A 15,890-nucleotide genomic window follows, 5' to 3' on the forward strand; every position below is an offset into this window, starting at 1 on the left:
CAGGTAGATAGCCTGCCGTTTTTCAAAAAATGAGGGTATGGATGAGGGTCCCGACTTTAGCCCCGTAATCCGGCATAGTTTTGAAATAGCACCATATCCGTAGCAGCCCTTGATCTCCCGTGGACAGAGGGAAACGGATCATTTTTGCCTTGTGAGGGCTGCCGCGTGACCCGTCTGCCACGAAATAGGCCCATCTACTACGTTTGGGTGGCTACCCTCAACCACGGCGAAAAACGCGAAAAGAAAACCGCAGGTAGAACGCCTGCGATTTTGCATGAAACGCGATTGTGGTCGGGGGTACCGGACTAAACGTAGTAGATAGGCTCATTTCGTGGCGAGCGTCGTCGACTGCTCCCTCGGGGATGGAGGAAAACGGGCCCTTTTGCCCCGTCCATCTTGAGTCGCACCCGTTTTCCTGCGAAAACGCCGTGTCTCAACTTTGGTGAGACATTTGTCTCACGCCAAAAACCGAATCTGGAACATGTGTCACCTGCCCAAATTGTGTCTCATTTCGTAACTTTAGGCTGTTGCAAGGTCTGAGACCGCGAGAAGGGAGACGCGATGAGTAAGTGCACGAGGGGTCTCTTGGCGGTGATACTGGCCGTAGTGCTGGTGTTGCCGGCTGCAGCATTTGCCATGCTGCCCGAGGCCAACGCCAGGTCCAGCACCGGAATGGACGGACCGACAATGGCCGGAAAGGTTGTCGACCCCGATACCAGCGGTCGCTGGGAAATCTGGGCGGCAGGCCACGGTGGCAATAAGGTAACGACCCAAAACGTCGGCCGAATCTGGACCGACAAGACGGTCAAGGCAACCGAGGAAAACGAAGAGTCGGATTTTCTGACTACACTTTCGGCCATGTCCTCGACGTCTAATTCAACCGTGACGGTTACCACGCCGCTCGACATCGTGATGGTGCTGGATGCTTCTGGCTCAATGGATCGCGCTATGGGCGATACCGACAACACTAAGCGCATTACAGCTCTGAAGAACGCTGCCTATAGCTTTATCGATACTATTGCCAAGCAAAACGAGGGTATCGAGGGCGTGGATAGGCAACATAAGGTTGCTATCGTTAAGTTTTCGGGAGATACGACCAAAAAGGTCGGTAATGATACCTATCGCGCTGACGGCTACACCTACAACTACTCGCAGGTGATGTCGGGCCTGACCGATTGCTCCGGCCCCGGCGTGACTGATCTTAAGAAAACAATTAAGGCTATTAAGCCTGCCGGCGCCACGCGTGCCGACTATGGTCTAGAACTGGCCGAGGGCATCACTTCTGGTCGCGCGGACGCCAAGAAGATTGTTGTGTTCTTTACCGACGGCACGCCAACGAAAGTTGACAAGTTTGACCCTGGCGTCGCCAACGATGCTGTGACGGCTGCCAAGAATATGAAGGACAGCGAGGCTGCCGTCTATACCATCGGCATCTTTGACGGTGCGAACCCCAGCGCCAGTATCCAAGATTCGAATACAAGCCAAGAAAACAAGTTCATGCAGGCCGTTTCGAGCAACTATCCCAATGCCACGGCATGGAACGCTCACGGCACGCGTGCGGAAAACTCCGACTACTATAAGTCGGCGACCAATGCCGAAGAGCTCAAGAAGGTCTTCGATGACATCTCTCAGGCCATCACATCGGAGCCGCCTTATCCGACCGAAATCCATAAGGGCTACGACGAGACCAAGTCCGGCTACATCACGTTTACCGACGAGCTAGGCGACTTTATGCAGGTCGACGGATTTGCCGAAGTCGTCATCAACGGCACGCCGTTTACCAAGGCGAGCAAGACGGTCAACAAAGAGACCAATACCGACACCTACGAGTTCGCCGGCAAGGCAAAAGACCTGCTCATTACCGTGCAGCGCGCCGGCGATGACAATCCCCAGAAGGGCGATATCGTAACGGTCAATATTCCTGCGTCGTTGATTCCGCTGAGTCACTTTAAGACCGTAGACGGCAAGCTTTCGGTCGACAGCGTTAAGCCCATTCAGGTGAAGTATGCCTCGAGCGTGAAGAGGGACGCCCTCGATAACCTGTTTACGCCTGAGAAGGTCACGGGACTCAAGGACTACATCGAGAACAATACGACTGTCGTTGACGGCACCAAGACCGTGAGTTTCTACGCGAACAAGTGGAGCGGTGGTGCGTTGGGTGATACGGTCGCGACCTTTGAGCCGGCCGACACCAACCGCTACTACTACTTCCAGAAGCAGACTCCCATTTACACGGACAAGGGCTGCACGCAGCCTGCAAAGAATTCGCTGACAGATACCGGCACCTATTACTACAAGGATGAGTTTGAGGAGCAGGGCTCGAACGGCGAGGCCAAGCCCGCCACCGCCGTCATCGAGTTTATCGGCGGCGACGCTGCGAAGTTTGACGGCGCTATTGTTGCCGACAAGGACGGCAACCTTTCGTTTAGCGTGGGAACCGCGCGTCTGGCCTTTATCGACGAGCTCCACACTACCAAGGGCAGCGTGGGCGGCAACAACACTGGCACTGCGACCGACGTTCTCAACCCCAAGTGGAACAACGTGTCCGCCAAGGCGACCGCGACGCATGTCAATTCCTACCTGGGCAACAACGGCAAGATTAGCTTTGCGTACAACATGACGCCGGCAACGGTAGAAACCGAGGCCGGCTTTGGCCTGACCAAGGTGCTCGAGGGTCGCGACTGGACGAAGGGGGACACGTTTGAGTTTGGGCTGACGTCCGAGAACGGTGCCCCGATACCCGAGTCCGCGACAGCGCCCGTGACCGCGTCTGTGACCAAGGACGATCTGGACGACAATGGTAAGGCTGTTATCGACTTCGGCACGATCAAATACACCGAGCCTGGCACGTACGTCTACAGGGTCAGCGAAAAGAACGCCGGGACCACGGTTGACGGCATTGCCTACAGCAAGAACGTCGCGGAGGTCACCGTGACGGCAACGCCCAACAAGAGGGGCGAGCTCAGCGCCGCTGTGAAGGTGACTTGGAGCGAAGCCGACGAGACCGAGTTCAAGAACGCCTACACTGCGGAGCCTGTTGAGTCCAGCGCTACCGACAAGATTGACGTGACCAAGTCTCTGACCGGGCGCGACCTTACGGCCGGTGAGTTCAGCTTTGAGCTGCGCGAGATTAAGGGTGAGGACTCTGATCTTATCGAGACCGTTAAGAACGCCGCCGACGGCAAGGTGACGTTCAGTGCCATCAAGTACACCGAGATCGGCCGGCACACCTACATGCTGCATGAGGTTAAGGGCAACGCCGGCGGTATTGACTACGATGACGCGTTCTACACCATCGTGACGACCATCAGCGATAACGGCAAGGGCCAGCTGGTGGCCACGCACGAGCTGAAGGGCGCCGAGGACGTCAAGAGTATCGAGTTCAAGAACGCCTACACCACGAATGCTGCCGAGGCATCGCTTGCGGGCATCAAGAACCTGCAGGTCGCCGACGGCTTGACCCCGGCTGACATTGCCGGCAAGTTCACCTTTACCGTGACCGGTGAAGAGGGCGCACCCATGCCCGCGAATGCGAGCGTGACCAATGATGCCAAGGGCAAGGTCGACTTTGGCAAGATTACCTTTACGCTCGACGACCTTAACAAGGCTCTGGGCGAGAAGCCCGAGAAGCGCGAGCACACCTTTACCTATACCGTGACCGAGTCCGGCGAGGTCGCTGGCGTGACCAACGACGCCAAGCTGTCGCGCGAGGTTTCCTTCACCGTGACCGATGACGGCAAGGGCAATCTGAGCGTATCCTGCAAGCCGGACGGCGATGTGGCATTTACGTTCACCAATACCTATAACGTGACGCCTGTCGAGACGAGCGTCACCGACCAGATCACCGCGAACAAGGTCCTGACCGGGCGTGAGCTTGCTGCCGGCGAGTTCTCTTTTGAGCTGGTCGAGGGCGACGAGGTTGTCGCCAAGGGCACCAACGCTGCCGACGGCACGATCGCCATGGACAAGATCGCCTACGACAAGCTTGGTAAGCACACCTACACGCTGCGCGAGGCCAAGGGCGGAACCACCAGCAAGGGCGTCACCTACAGCGACGCCAAGTACACCATCGAGACCACCATCACGGACAACGGCGACGGCACCCTCAAGGCCGAGCATGTCCTGAAGGACGACGTCAAGGCTGCAACTTTCGAGAACGCTTACAGCGTGACCCCGCTCGACGCAGAGCTCGACTTTGACCTGAGCAAGGCCATCGACGGTCGCGACTGGACGGACTCCGACAAGTTCAGCTTTACCATCACCGCCCCCGAGGGCACCCCGCTGCCCGACCCCGCAACCGTGACCGTGAGCAAGAATGACGCGAAGGACGGCATCGCAGCCATCAAGTTCGGCAAGATCCACTACACGGCTGCTGGAACCTACAAGTACGAGATCCGCGAGAACGCGGGCAGCGCGGCAGGCATGACGTATGACGGACATGTCGCGACCGCCGAAGTGACCGTGACTGATAACGGCAAGGGCGTCCTGACCGCCAACGTCACCAAGAAGGAAAGCGGCCGCTTCACCAACACGTACCGCTCTGAGCTCGATTACGCCGCGGCCGGCGGCCTCAAGCTCAGCAAGACCCTCTCCGGACGTCCCATGACCGAGGGTCAGTTCACCTTTACCGTGACGCCTGCCGACGAGGCTTCGGCCATCGCGCTCGGCCTGCACGAGGGCGCCAACGTGTACAAGTCCCCTGCAACGGCAGAGGCAACGGTTGGTCTGATCGACATCCTGGCTGGCCATGAGGTCAAGTTTACGCAGGCTGACGCGGGCAAGACCTTTACATACACCGTTGCCGAGAAGAACGACGGCCAGCCCGGTTACACCTACGACGACGCCGAGCGCACCGTGACGATCGCTATCGCCGACGATGGCGCTGGTACGCTCAGCGCCACGACGACCGTTATTGGCAACCCCGACAAGGGAACGCCGGTAACCGAGTACAAGACTGGTGCCGCTACGGTCGAGAGCGCCGTGGTTCCGTTCGTCAACAGCTACCGTGCATCGACCGATAACCCGGGCGGCGAGCTTGCGCAGATTGTCGCCACCAAGACCCTGACCGGTCGTCCGCTGGCCGACGGCGAGTTCTACTTTGGCATCGCCTATGCGGGCGAGAAGGAAGCCATCGAGGGTACGTGCGTTACCAACGTTAACGGCCAGGTGAGCTTTGGCGCTCTGCATTACACGACCGAGATGCTCGCCGATCTGGTAAACGCCAAGCGCGCCATCCGCACCGACACGGATGCCAAGCTTGCGTGGACCATCAACTACACGGCGTTTGAGTACACGTCCCCGCTCGCAGCAAAGGGTATTACTGCCGCGAAGTCGAGCTTTAGCTTTAAGGTCATCGTCGTCGACAACGGCGACGGTACCCTGACGGCAAAGCCTGACTACGGTGGCGTCGAGCCCGTGTTCGAGAACGTCTACGGCGCCGACGCCGTTGACGCTGCGCTCGCCGGCACCAAGAAGCTCCAGGCTGCCGAGGGCCTGACCCCGGCCGACATCGCGGGCAAGTTCACCTTTGCCGTGACCGCCGATGAGGCGGATGCCCCGATGCCCGAGCGCACGACCGCAACCAACGACGCGGCTGGCAACGTGGACTTTGGCAAGATCCACTTTACGCTCGACGACCTCAACCGCGCCCTGGGCGTGACGACTGATGCTTCTGGCGATGCATCGAGCGACGCTGAATCCAACGCCGACGAGGCCGAGGTTGACGCTGACGCCAGCGGTGACGAGACCAAGGACGAGTCCAAGCCCGAGGCCCCCACCGCTCCGCGCTCGCACACCTTTACCTATACGGTGGCCGAGTCCGGTAGCGCCCCCGGTGTGACCAACGACGCCAACGCTACGCGCAAGGTTTCCTATACCGTGACTGACGACGGTGCCGGGCATCTGAGCGTCAAGCGCGAAGGCGACGACGGTGCGGACTTCACGTTCACCAACACCTACGTCGTGGCGCCCACCGACTCTTCCGTGACCGATCAGGTCAAGACGGTCAAGCGTCTGACCGGACGCGACCTTGCAGATGGCGAGTTCACGTTTGAGCTGCTCGAGGACGGCGTGGTTGTCGCCAGCGGCACCAACGACGCCAACGGCAACGTTGCACTGAGCCCGATCCGCTACGAGTCGCCCGGCACGCACACGTACACGCTGCGCGAGGCTTGCCCCAACGCGCTCGGCCTGTACAAGGGCGTTACCTATGACGGCACGACCTACACCGTCGTGACCACCGTCTCCGACAATGGCGACGGCACGCTGACCGCGACGCACAAGCTCGAGGGAACTACCGAGTCGGCTGGCTTTACCAACAAGTATCACGCCATGCCCACGCAGGTCTCCATCGGCGCCATTAAGGTGCTCGAGGGACGCGAGCTCAAGAAGGACGAGTTTAGCTTTAAGCTCGTTGGCGAGGACATCGAGTCTACGGTTACCAACGATGCCGACGGCAAGATCAACTTCGACAAGCTCGAGTACGACGAGCCCGGTACGTACGTCTACACCGTCAGCGAGGTCAAGGGTGACGAGGCCGGTATGACCTACGACAAGTCCGTCTTTACCGCGACCGTTAACGTGGTCGACGACGGCGAGGGCAACCTCAAGGCGAACGTTGCCTTTACCAAGGGCGACAAGAGCGTCGAGGGTATCGTGTTCAACAACACGTACAAGAAGCCCGAGACGCCCGTGCCGACGCCCGACCCCGGCACGCCCAAGACCGTGACGAACATCGTCAAGACGGTCAAGGGTTTCCTGCCCACCACGGGCGACCAACAGGCTGCCGCTCTGCTTATGGCATTTGTCATCGCCATGGCCGGCGTCGGAGCCCTAGTCTGGGGTATCCGTAAGCGCTAGGCACGTCGACAGCGCCCGGGGCCAAAAGGCCCCGGGCGGCCGGCAGGGCTAAATTCCGACCTACTCCTACCCCCAGCCGCCACGGAGGCATCTCCCTCCTCCGTGGCGGCACTTTTGTGTGCCGGGGGCGCCACGAAACCGGCCCATCTACTACGTTTAGCCCCTTACCCCCAACCATGCCAAAAAAAACGCGAAGACAAAACCGACGCTCCTATAAGTTGTCAAGAGGCAGTTTGCGGGAGCGTTCTCTCCAATTCGCACAGGAGCTCGTAATACCTCCTCTCCAGTTTCGTCGACCGCCGTTTCCCCCGTTCCAAGTGCCCGAGTGTGGCTGCGGACAGGCCGAGCTCCGCGGCGGCTTTCTTCTGAGTCACCCGCATCGCCTTGCGCATCTTCGCGAGCTCGGGGCCTTCCGGCGCGGCGCCGTCGGGGTTCGGGTCCATGAGCACGTGGTACACCTCCCGCGCTATGTAGCGCTTCAGGCAGCGGACCGCCTCCCGCCGGGACTTCCCCTCGGAGGTCCGCCTCGCCACGTACCTCCTCGTCCTCTCGTCGTACGCCATGCGCTTGATCGCGATCTCGTAGAGCGCCCAGTTCGCCTGCCGGTTGCCGCCGCGGTTGAGCCTGTGCCGGTCCGTCTTCCCGCTCGACGCGGGGATCGGGGAGGCGCCGCACATCATCGAGAACGCCGCCTCGCCCTTCAGCCTGCCGGGGTTGTCGCCGGCGGCCACGACCAGGGCGGCGGCGGTCGTGGTGCCGCAGCCCTCGACGCCGAGCAGCGCGGGCGCGTTCGCCTCCAGCAGCGCGCGGATGCGCTCGTCGAGGGACTCGACCTGGCTGCGGGCCTCCTTCCAGACCGCCGCGACGGACCGCAGCGAGGCCAGCACGCTCTCCTCGAGCGCGTCGCCCGCCTTCCTCCCGCGCGCGAGCAGCGGCATGAGGTCCTTCGGCCGCTCGCGGCCCCTGAACCGCTCCCTCAGGGCGCTCGGGGCCGTCGTGAGCATCGACTTCGCGCAGGCCACGCAGGACGTGGACGTCGCGACGGCCAGCCTGCGCGCGACGTAGAGCTGGCGCACCGCCTCGACCCAGCCGTCCTGCGACTTCGGCACGGAGCAGCCCCTCCCGGACGCCGCCTTGCGCGCCGCGCGCTCGGCGTCCAGCGGGTCGCTCTTCCCCTCGCCGGGCCTCACCTTGTCCCTCTAATATGAGAAAGCCATTGTCAATAGGCGTGTTTGTTCGAGCCCGGTTTTAAACCGGGCTTTTTCGTTTCCCGTCGGGAGGGCCCGCGCACGCTGCACGTTTAGTCGACGCTTGCCTGGCAAGCTAATATCCGCGGGCTCTTGCGGGCGCGCTGCCGGCGGTCAGCCCGGTATGTCCGCGCACCCCACCGCATTTCGATTCTCCGTCCGGCGCGCTCGTCCGAAACCAGTCTTGTTCACGGGCGCGGCCCTTGGGCTGCCCAAAAAGGGCTCGTGAACGCGCGCCGGCGATGCGTCGAGGCGCGGGCCCTCCCGGCGGGAGGCTTGTTGTCCGACGGGGTCAGCCGAGGGTCCCCTCCGCCCGGCGCCCGATCTCCCAGACCCAGCAGGCGAGCTCGCGCGCGACGGCGGCGTTTGCCTTGCACGAGCTCTTGCCCGCCGCCGCCAGCGCCTCGCGGCGGCGGCAGAGCCTGGCGGTGCAGTCGTCGGCGCGCGCCCGGATCGCCGCGGGGACGTCCGCGCCGGGCGCCGGGGCCTTCGGGCGGGGCGTGCACGTCAGGTAGTGCCACGCCGACTCCACCAGTGCCGTCCTGGCGAGCCGGTTGCCCGTCTTGGTTATCCCGCCGCGCCGCTCGGTCTCGCCGCTCGAGCGCTCCGACGGGACCAGCCCGCACCAGCTCGCGAAGGCCGGGGCCGTCCGGAACCTCGTGAAGGAGCCCGCCTCGGCTGCGAGCCTGAAGGCCGTCAGGGTGTCGATTCCCTTGATGCAGGAGAGCGCCTCGACGGCCGGGCGCCACCGGTCGGTCCGGGCGAGGGCGAGCACCTTCTTCTCGAGCTGCCGGCGGTCCGACTCCGCGCACCTCGCGGCCGTGACGTAGTACTCGAGCACGTCGCGCTGGGGCCCCTCGAGCCTGATCCCGGATATCCACCTCCAGTGGGCGCGCGTCCAGGATCCCTTCCTCGCCCCGTCGGCGTTGCGCTCGTCCCAGACGTGGCCCAGCCTGATCAGGAACATGTTGAGGCGCTGCCTGGCGCGGCGGTACTCCGCCGTGGCGTCGTCGAGGGCGCGGTCGAGGTCCCGGGCGGCCTCGACGGCCGCATCGGGCAGCGGGACCTCCACGATGTTGTGGGTGGCGAGCATGCGGGCGATGAACTCGGCGTCGCGCCGGTCGTTCTTGCGGCGCGCGTCCGCCGCCGGCCTCTGCATCTTGGAGACGGCTGCCACGGCGCAGTCGAGGCCGAGCGCGCGCAGCTCGCGCGCCATGTGGAAGCCGGTGGGGCCGCTCTCGTAGCAGGCCCTGGGCTCCTCGAACCCGAGGGCCCACTCCGCGATCTCGGCGGCGTCCGTCCCGAAGTCACGGTGCACCACCTCGCCGGTGAAGGGGTTGAACGCCGCGGCGGCGACCGATCGCGCGTGGACGTCCAGGCCGATGGAGGTAACATGGGGCATGGGAAGCCTCCTCCCCGCAGGTGCGGTAAGGGCTACCGCACGGGCCGATACTCAAAGCCCATTGTGGCATCCCGAGCCCGCGGAAAGAAGCTGCGCCGCGGGGGAGGCGACCCCAATGGCTTTCTCATATCGTCTTGGGCCTGAGCACCTCGACGACGTTGTACCCGAGCTCCACGAGCCTCCTCGTCAGCCCGGCCCCGTACGATGCCGTGCCCTCGACGCCGACGACCATGCAGCTCCCCGGGTCGCCTATCGCCTCCGCCAGCCTGTCGTAGCCCTCGGGGTCGGCCCCGAAGCTCCCGCTCCAGATCTTCCTCCCGAGGCCGTCGAGCAGGCACAGGACATGCACGTCCTTGTGCGTGTCGACGCCCGCGATGACCGTTTCGCCTTCCATTTTCGCTCCCCTCGGTCTGCCGCCTGCTCCGCGCCCGGGTCTCCCAGACATTGCACTGACGGGAGCGCTACAATCCAATTGGCTTGTCCGATTGTCCGCGCTCATGCTCCTATTAGGTCATGGCAGGACTCCGGGACGCGGATGCCGGGGCGAGACAGGTCGGATTTGAGGACGGCCGAAGAGGCGTCAGCAGGTCAGTGGGTCATCGTCCCGGCATTCAGCATCAGGGTAGCGCTGCGACGCGGAAATCGCGCGCCGTTGCCGCGCCCCGCAGTGCCCGCTTCCCCCGAGAACAATTATCAGTGCAGGTAGACGAGCCGTCATTTTGCAGAAAACGCGGGTATGGATGGGGGTCCTGAGTTTGGCCCCGTAAACCGGCATAGTTTTGAAATGGCCTTAAATCGGTAGCAGCCATTTTGCTATGCCGGAACGGTCGGTCTTCGGGCAACTACCCTCGCAGGTAGGCGATAGCGATCTGCGTGCGGTTGCGCAGGCCCATCTTTGCCAGGATTGAGCTGATGTGGTTGCGCACGGTGCCTTCGCCCATGTAGGCGGTGGCGGCGATCTCTTTGTTGTCGAGGCCGCGGGCGATGAGTTCGGCGACTTCGAACTCGCGGTCGGTCAGGCTGGCGAAGGCTGCGGGCCGGCGGGGCGTGCCCGCCTCGACGTCCGTTCCGTCAAAATCGATGTCCTCGATCGCCTTGCCCTCGAGCACGCGTTTGCCGTCCATGACCTGCGCCAACGCCGGCGGAATGGCAGCGACATCGGTCTTGATCAGGTAGCCGCGGGCGCCCAGCTTGAGCGCCGACACAATGTACTCGTCATCCGAGAACGTCGTCAGAAACACCACGCGCGCCGCAGGGTCGTGCTCAAGGATCTCGCGCGCGGCCGAAAGGCCGTCGCGTCCCGGCATCTGGATGTCGAGCAGCGCAATATCGGGTGCGTGCTCGGCGTAGAGCGCCACCGCATCGTTGCCGTTGGCACCGGTGCCCACCACTTCGATCTGCGGCTGGGCGCCCAAGATAATCTTGAGCGAATCGACCACCAAGCGGTCGTCGTCGACAACGATGAGCCTCATCGGCCCTCATCTCCTTGCTGTTTGGGAACGGTGGCAAACACACGCCAGCCGCCGGCGCCGGCACGCGGGCCGGCGGTGAAGGTGCCGCCAAGCGCCTCGATGCGCTCGCGCATGGAGGCGAGCCCCATGCCCTCTGCGGTGCCGCGGCCGCTTGCTTGGACCTCACCCACGCCATCGTCGGTAACAATGAGCTGGTAAAACGACGGATGCTCCATGCACCGTACGGTGACGGTCTGGGCGCAAGCGTGGCGCATGGTATTGGAGAGCGCTTCGCGCAGGACCGCTGCAAAGCAGTTGGCGACGTTTGCGGGCGCATGTTCGGCCATAACTTCAAGCTCAATCTGCGGGCCGCCGTCCGAGCGTGTGCCTTCGACAATGCGTTCGAGCTGCACGGAAAGGTCGACGGCGTTGTCGTTGAGCGCGTGGACGCTGGTGCGCACAAGCTGGAGCGCCTCGTCAACCGTGCGTTTAACGTCGGCGAAATCGGCGGCGACGCCAGGCTCGTCGGCGTGGACCACGCGTAGGGCTTCGGCCTGCAGTGAGGCGCGCGTGAGCTGGTGCCCGACGTTATCGTGGATCTCGCGCGCGATGCGGGCGCGTTCGGCGAGCGTCGCGAGCTCGACTTCGTAGTCCTGGCGATCGGCAAGATCGCGGTTGCGCGCCTCGAGCGCGAGGGCTCGTTCCTGCAGCTCGTCGCGGGTGCGGCGCATGCGCCGCTGCTCGCGCTCCAACTGGGCGGTGCGTAGCGATAGCAAGGTGGCGGCAACCGAAAGGATGGCGGTTAACAGCAGCGTTCGGGTGGTGAGCACGCCACCACGAAGGTCCGCGACAAGCGCGCAGACAAACACGGCGCCAATCGCCAGCGCGGGCCAGATTCGTTCACGGCGAACGCGTCGCGCGATGTCATAGAGAGCGAGAGGCGCAAACGGCACAAACGGCGGCACGAAGACAGCCGCGATGATGCAGGCGTAGCTCGCGGCCTCGCTCACACGGCGGGCGCGGTTTCCCTGTACGACCTCGGCCAGCGAGGTGGCAATAACGCCAAGGCAAAACGCCGCGACCAGGCGAGCGTCCACAGCAAGACCCATGGCGGCCGCAATACAGCACGCCAGCACGATCGATTTGTCGAAAAGCCTGTTCATACGGGTATTGTACGCGAAGCCGCGCGTGGTGGAGGGACCGCCTGCGCAACCGTGACATTCCTCCCACGCGGCAAAGCGGGGGCATCGGCAGGTCGTGCGACCAAGCTCCGCACTCGTGACAAAGCTCACTGGTGCGCGCCGCCCGCTCCTGCGATGATGCAATCGTACCGGGCCGCAATCAACAGGAGGGCCGCCTCATGACAGACATCGTCCACGTCGAAAACCTCGTCAAGCGCTATGACGACCTTATCGCGCTCGACCACTTTAGCCTGAGCATCGCCCCCGGCGAGATCTTTGGCCTGCTGGGCCCCAACGGCTCGGGCAAGACCACGTCCATCAACTGCATTCTGCAGCTGCTCGCCTACGACAAAGGCACCATCGAGCTGTTCGGCGAGCCCATGACGCCCACCCGCTACGACCTCAAGCGCCGCATCGGCGTGGTGCCGCAGCGGGTGGCGGTATTCGACGAGCTCACCGTGCGCGAGAACATCGACTATTTCTGCAGCCTTTACGTCAACGATCGAAAGCGTCGCCGCGCACTGGTCGACGAGGCCATCGACTTTGTCGGGCTGGGCGACTTTACCAAGTTTCGCCCCGGTAAGCTTTCGGGCGGCCTGGCGCGTCGCCTCAACATTGCCTGCGGCATCGCGCACAAACCCGAGCTCATCTTTTTTGACGAGCCCACGGTGGCGGTCGACCCGCAGAGCCGCAACGCCATCCTGGAGGGCATCTGCCGTCTGCGCGATGAAGGCGCCACGGTGGTGTATACCAGCCATTACATGGAGGAAGTCGAGCAAATCTGCAGCCGCATCATGATCATGGACGGCGGCCGCGTGCTGGCGCAGGGCACCAACGACGAGCTCAAGCGCATGATTCAGATGGGCGAGCGTGTGACCGTCGAGGTGGGCGCCGTCGAGGCCGCCACGGTCGAGCGGCTGCGCGCCCTCGAGCACGTGCTTTCGGTTGAGTTGTCCGGCGGCGAGCTCGTCTGCACCTGCGAGGCGAGCCCGCACAACCTGGTGGACATCCTCGACACGCTGCGCGCTGCCGACGTTGCGCTCGGCCGCGTGTGGAGCGAACCACCGACCCTCAACGACGTGTTCCTCGAGATCACCGGCCGCGAGCTGCGCGACTAGGGGGCGGCCATGTTCAACACCATTATCATTACGGTCAAGACGCTGCTGCGCCGGCCGAGCACGTGGGTTTGGGGCGCTCTCTTTCCCATCGCGCTTTCCACGATGTTCATGTTTATGTTTGCGAATCTCAGCTCCGACGGCAAGATCGACCCGGTGCCGGTTGCCGTCGTGGCGGACGAGGCTTGGGACGCTTCGACCTTTAAGGGCGTGGCGACGTCGCTTGCCAAGGAAGGCGACGATCAGCTGCTCGAGATCCACGAGCTCGACGACGCAGCCGATGCGAACCGTGCGCTCAAGGCCGGTGAGGTCGCGGGCATCTATACGGTCGACGACGCGGGCACGCCCGAACTCACGCTGCTATCGAGCTACGACAGCTCGCGTGCGTCGTCGGTGCTCACCGATCGCAGCATCCTGGAGACGGTGGCAAGCTCGTATACGCAAAATGCCGAGCTCATGTCCCAGATTGCCCAGGACAACCCGGCGGCACTCGCCGACCCGGAGGCGATTGCACGCGCCCTGTCGCTCGAGGGCGGCACCCGCCGCGTAAGCCTGACACGCAGCACACCCGATGGCACGGTCATCTACTATTACGCGCTCTTTGGCCTGGTGGCGATGATGTCTGCCGAGTTTGCTGCTTTGAGCGTTGTCGATCTGCAGCCCAATCTGTCGGGCCTCGGCGCGCGTCGCTGCGTGGGCGGTCTTTCCAAGACGGCGTCGCTGGCTGGCATCTTTGTCGGCTCGTGGCTGGTCTCCTTCGCCTCGATGACGATCGCGATCGGCTACGTGCGCCTGGTCGTGGGCGTCGACTTTGGCGGGCGTGAGGGACTGTGTTTGGTGGGCGGCGCCGCCTCCGCGCTTGCCGCCACGGGCTTGGGACTCTTTGTGGGCACGCTTCCCGTTAAGGGTGGCAAGGCATCCAAGTCGGGCATCCTCACGGGTTTCGCTACCACGTGCGCCCTGTTCGCCGGGCTTTACGGCGAGCCGGCGATGGCACTTGCCGACGACGTCGCCCGCGCCTGCCCGGCCGAGTGCTGGCTCAACCCTGTCAAGCTCATCTGCGACATGTTCAGCCGCCTATATTTCTTTGAGGACCTGGGTCCCTTTGTCATCCGTGCGGGCGCGCTGGTCCTCATGACGCTGGTGTTTGTTGCCGCTGCCACGCTGATTTTTGGAAGGAGCCGCTATGAACACCTTTAAGACTGCGCTGCGCATGGCGCTCGCGCATCCGTTCTACCTGCTCATCTATACGGTGTTCATATCGCTCATGGGCGTATTCATCGCAGCCTCGGTGAGCTGGAACTCGTCGCAGCTCACCGAGTACAAGCCCTACGACGCCAATGTGATTGTGGTCGACCGCGACGGCAGCGATCTTTCGCGTGCGCTCACCAAGCACTTGGGCTCGCGCTTTGACCTGGTCACGGGTGTTGGCGACGACACGTACGACCTTGCGGACGCGCTCTCCAAGAGCAATAGCGCCAAGGGCAGCGCCGACTGCGTGCTCTTTATCCCGGAGGGGTTTGAGGACGACCTCGTTGCAGCCGCCCGCGTGGGGGAGTCCCTGCCCAAGCTCGATGTGACCTACGGTGCCGGCACCATGGCGGCGGCGCTTTCGTCTGCCGAGGCCTCGCGCTGGATCTCGCTCGCGGGTGCTGCGGCGGCGCTTGAGCCCGCTGCTTCTAACGGCGACGTTGCCAAGGCCGCTGAACATGCGGCCGCGAAGCGCGCCAAGGTCGAGATCGAGCAGGTCAAGGTCGACTCGACGGCTGCCGCCACGCTCGAGTCGTATTTCAACTTTGGCGCGTACGCGATTATCTCGTCGGTCATCGTATCGGTGGGGTTGGTGTTCTCGAGCATGAACGAGCCCGAGCGCGTGCGTCGTATGGATGCCGGCCCAATCTCCGAGCGCCAGCGTTCACTTGCCGTGTTCGCGGCTGCCGCGGTGCTCACCGTCTGCATCTGGCTCGTGTCGAGCATGATGGGCGTCGTGGGCTTTGCCGGTGCGGTTGCCGAGGTCGGCGTGGGTCGTGTGTGCCTGGCGCTGGCGGCAACGTTTGCCCTGGCGTGCACGCCGCTGGCCGTTGGCTTTACGCTGTCGAGCCTGAGCGCGCGCGAGGAGCTGCTCAACGGTGTGGGCAACCTGCTCGGCATGCTCATGACGTTTTTGCGCGGCGCCTGGATGCCGCTGTCGCTCATGGGCTCGGCCGTGCAGACGGTGGCGCACTTTGTGCCGACGTATTGGGTGAACGACGCGATCGGCAAGGCGCTCGCTGCGGACCTGACGTCCACCGTGCTGGGCGACATCGCCTGCGATCTGGGCGTCACGGTGCTCTTTGCCGCGGCCATCGCCGCCGTAGGCCTAGCCCTCGCGCACAACAAATCCCACGCCTAGCCACCTAGTCATTGGGGACGTTCTTAAACGACTGGTCGCTGGGGACAGTCTTTGCCGACTCGCCGGCTCGCCGGCCGGGCTGGCAAGGACTGTCCCTGGCGGTACTCATTGGGGACAGACTTAAATGAGTGGTTTCAGTCATTTAAGTCTGTCCCCAATGAGTACCCAATGACTGGTTTGGAAAAAATCGCGCCTGTCGCTTAAAAATAGTTCGCCTGGGTTTACTATTAGCCTAGAAAAGTAG

The 15,890-nt window shown here is 63.2% G+C and carries 9 protein-coding genes; 4 read left to right on the forward strand and 5 right to left on the reverse strand.

Translation table 11 applies throughout. The annotated features are described in order from the left end of the window. Positions 1-561 precede the first annotated feature (561 nt). Positions 562-6,858 carry a Spy0128 family protein gene (locus AB5Z54_RS01765; protein ID WP_368159879.1) on the forward strand — a complete coding sequence of 2,099 codons (6,297 nt, stop codon included), beginning with the start codon at positions 562-564 and terminating at the stop codon, positions 6,856-6,858. Positions 6,859-7,079: 221 nt separating this feature from the next. Here the strand turns inward: AB5Z54_RS01765 and AB5Z54_RS01770 are convergent, their stop codons facing one another. The 5 genes from AB5Z54_RS01770 to AB5Z54_RS01790 all read right to left on the reverse strand — a co-directional run bounded on the left by AB5Z54_RS01770 (position 7,080) and on the right by AB5Z54_RS01790 (position 12,121). Beyond that, positions 7,080-8,048: a transposase gene (locus AB5Z54_RS01770; RefSeq protein WP_368159881.1), complete on the reverse strand. Its 969-nt coding sequence runs from the start codon at positions 8,046-8,048 to the stop codon at positions 7,080-7,082. A gap of 349 nt (positions 8,049-8,397) precedes the next feature. Continuing rightward, positions 8,398-9,507: an IS110 family RNA-guided transposase gene (locus AB5Z54_RS01775; protein WP_161162656.1), complete on the reverse strand. Its 1,110-nt coding sequence runs from the start codon at positions 9,505-9,507 to the stop codon at positions 8,398-8,400. A 124-nt stretch (positions 9,508-9,631) separates the two neighbouring features. Then, positions 9,632-9,901, reverse strand: a complete 270-nt coding sequence (locus tag AB5Z54_RS01780) for an IS110 family transposase (protein ID WP_368159883.1) — start codon at positions 9,899-9,901, stop codon at positions 9,632-9,634. 448 nt (positions 9,902-10,349) lie between these two features. Beyond that, positions 10,350-10,979, reverse strand: coding sequence for a response regulator (locus AB5Z54_RS01785; RefSeq protein WP_349127747.1), 630 nt, complete (start codon positions 10,977-10,979; stop codon positions 10,350-10,352). After that, positions 10,976-12,121 carry a sensor histidine kinase gene (locus AB5Z54_RS01790; protein ID WP_161144988.1) on the reverse strand — a complete coding sequence of 382 codons (1,146 nt, stop codon included), beginning with the start codon at positions 12,119-12,121 and terminating at the stop codon, positions 10,976-10,978. Before AB5Z54_RS01790 ends, AB5Z54_RS01785 begins: the two co-directional genes overlap by 4 nt. A gap of 197 nt (positions 12,122-12,318) precedes the next feature. Between AB5Z54_RS01790 and AB5Z54_RS01795 the strand changes: the two genes are divergently transcribed. The 3 genes from AB5Z54_RS01795 to AB5Z54_RS01805 are packed head-to-tail and all read left to right on the forward strand — an operon-like array spanning position 12,319 to position 15,646. Further along, positions 12,319-13,257, forward strand: coding sequence for an ABC transporter ATP-binding protein (locus tag AB5Z54_RS01795; protein WP_368159886.1), 939 nt, complete (start codon positions 12,319-12,321; stop codon positions 13,255-13,257). Positions 13,258-13,266: 9 nt separating this feature from the next. Then, positions 13,267-14,454 carry an ABC transporter permease gene (locus AB5Z54_RS01800; RefSeq protein WP_368159889.1) on the forward strand — a complete coding sequence of 396 codons (1,188 nt, stop codon included), beginning with the start codon at positions 13,267-13,269 and terminating at the stop codon, positions 14,452-14,454. Next, positions 14,441-15,646, forward strand: a complete 1,206-nt coding sequence (locus AB5Z54_RS01805; RefSeq protein ID WP_368159891.1) for an ABC transporter permease — start codon at positions 14,441-14,443, stop codon at positions 15,644-15,646. Before AB5Z54_RS01800 ends, AB5Z54_RS01805 begins: the two co-directional genes overlap by 14 nt. Positions 15,647-15,890 lie beyond the last annotated feature (244 nt).

Source organism: Collinsella aerofaciens, from assembly GCF_040910185.1.
Taxonomy (GTDB): Bacteria; Actinomycetota; Coriobacteriia; order Coriobacteriales; family Coriobacteriaceae; genus Collinsella; species Collinsella aerofaciens_BF.

Excerpts from the sequence above, each read along its gene's own strand:
- AB5Z54_RS01800 (WP_368159889.1), top strand. The coding sequence starts at position 13,267 with ATGTTCAACACCATTATCATTACGGTCAAGACGCTGCTGCGCCGGCCG.
- AB5Z54_RS01780 (WP_368159883.1), bottom strand. The coding sequence starts at position 9,901 with ATGGAAGGCGAAACGGTCATCGCGGGCGTCGACACGCACAAGGACGTG.
- AB5Z54_RS01775 (WP_161162656.1), bottom strand. The coding sequence starts at position 9,507 with ATGCCCCATGTTACCTCCATCGGCCTGGACGTCCACGCGCGATCGGTC.
- AB5Z54_RS01805 (WP_368159891.1), top strand. The coding sequence starts at position 14,441 with ATGAACACCTTTAAGACTGCGCTGCGCATGGCGCTCGCGCATCCGTTC.
- AB5Z54_RS01790 (WP_161144988.1), bottom strand. The coding sequence starts at position 12,121 with ATGAACAGGCTTTTCGACAAATCGATCGTGCTGGCGTGCTGTATTGCG.
- AB5Z54_RS01765 (WP_368159879.1), top strand. The coding sequence starts at position 562 with ATGAGTAAGTGCACGAGGGGTCTCTTGGCGGTGATACTGGCCGTAGTG.
- AB5Z54_RS01795 (WP_368159886.1), top strand. The coding sequence starts at position 12,319 with ATGACAGACATCGTCCACGTCGAAAACCTCGTCAAGCGCTATGACGAC.
- AB5Z54_RS01785 (WP_349127747.1), bottom strand. The coding sequence starts at position 10,979 with ATGAGGCTCATCGTTGTCGACGACGACCGCTTGGTGGTCGATTCGCTC.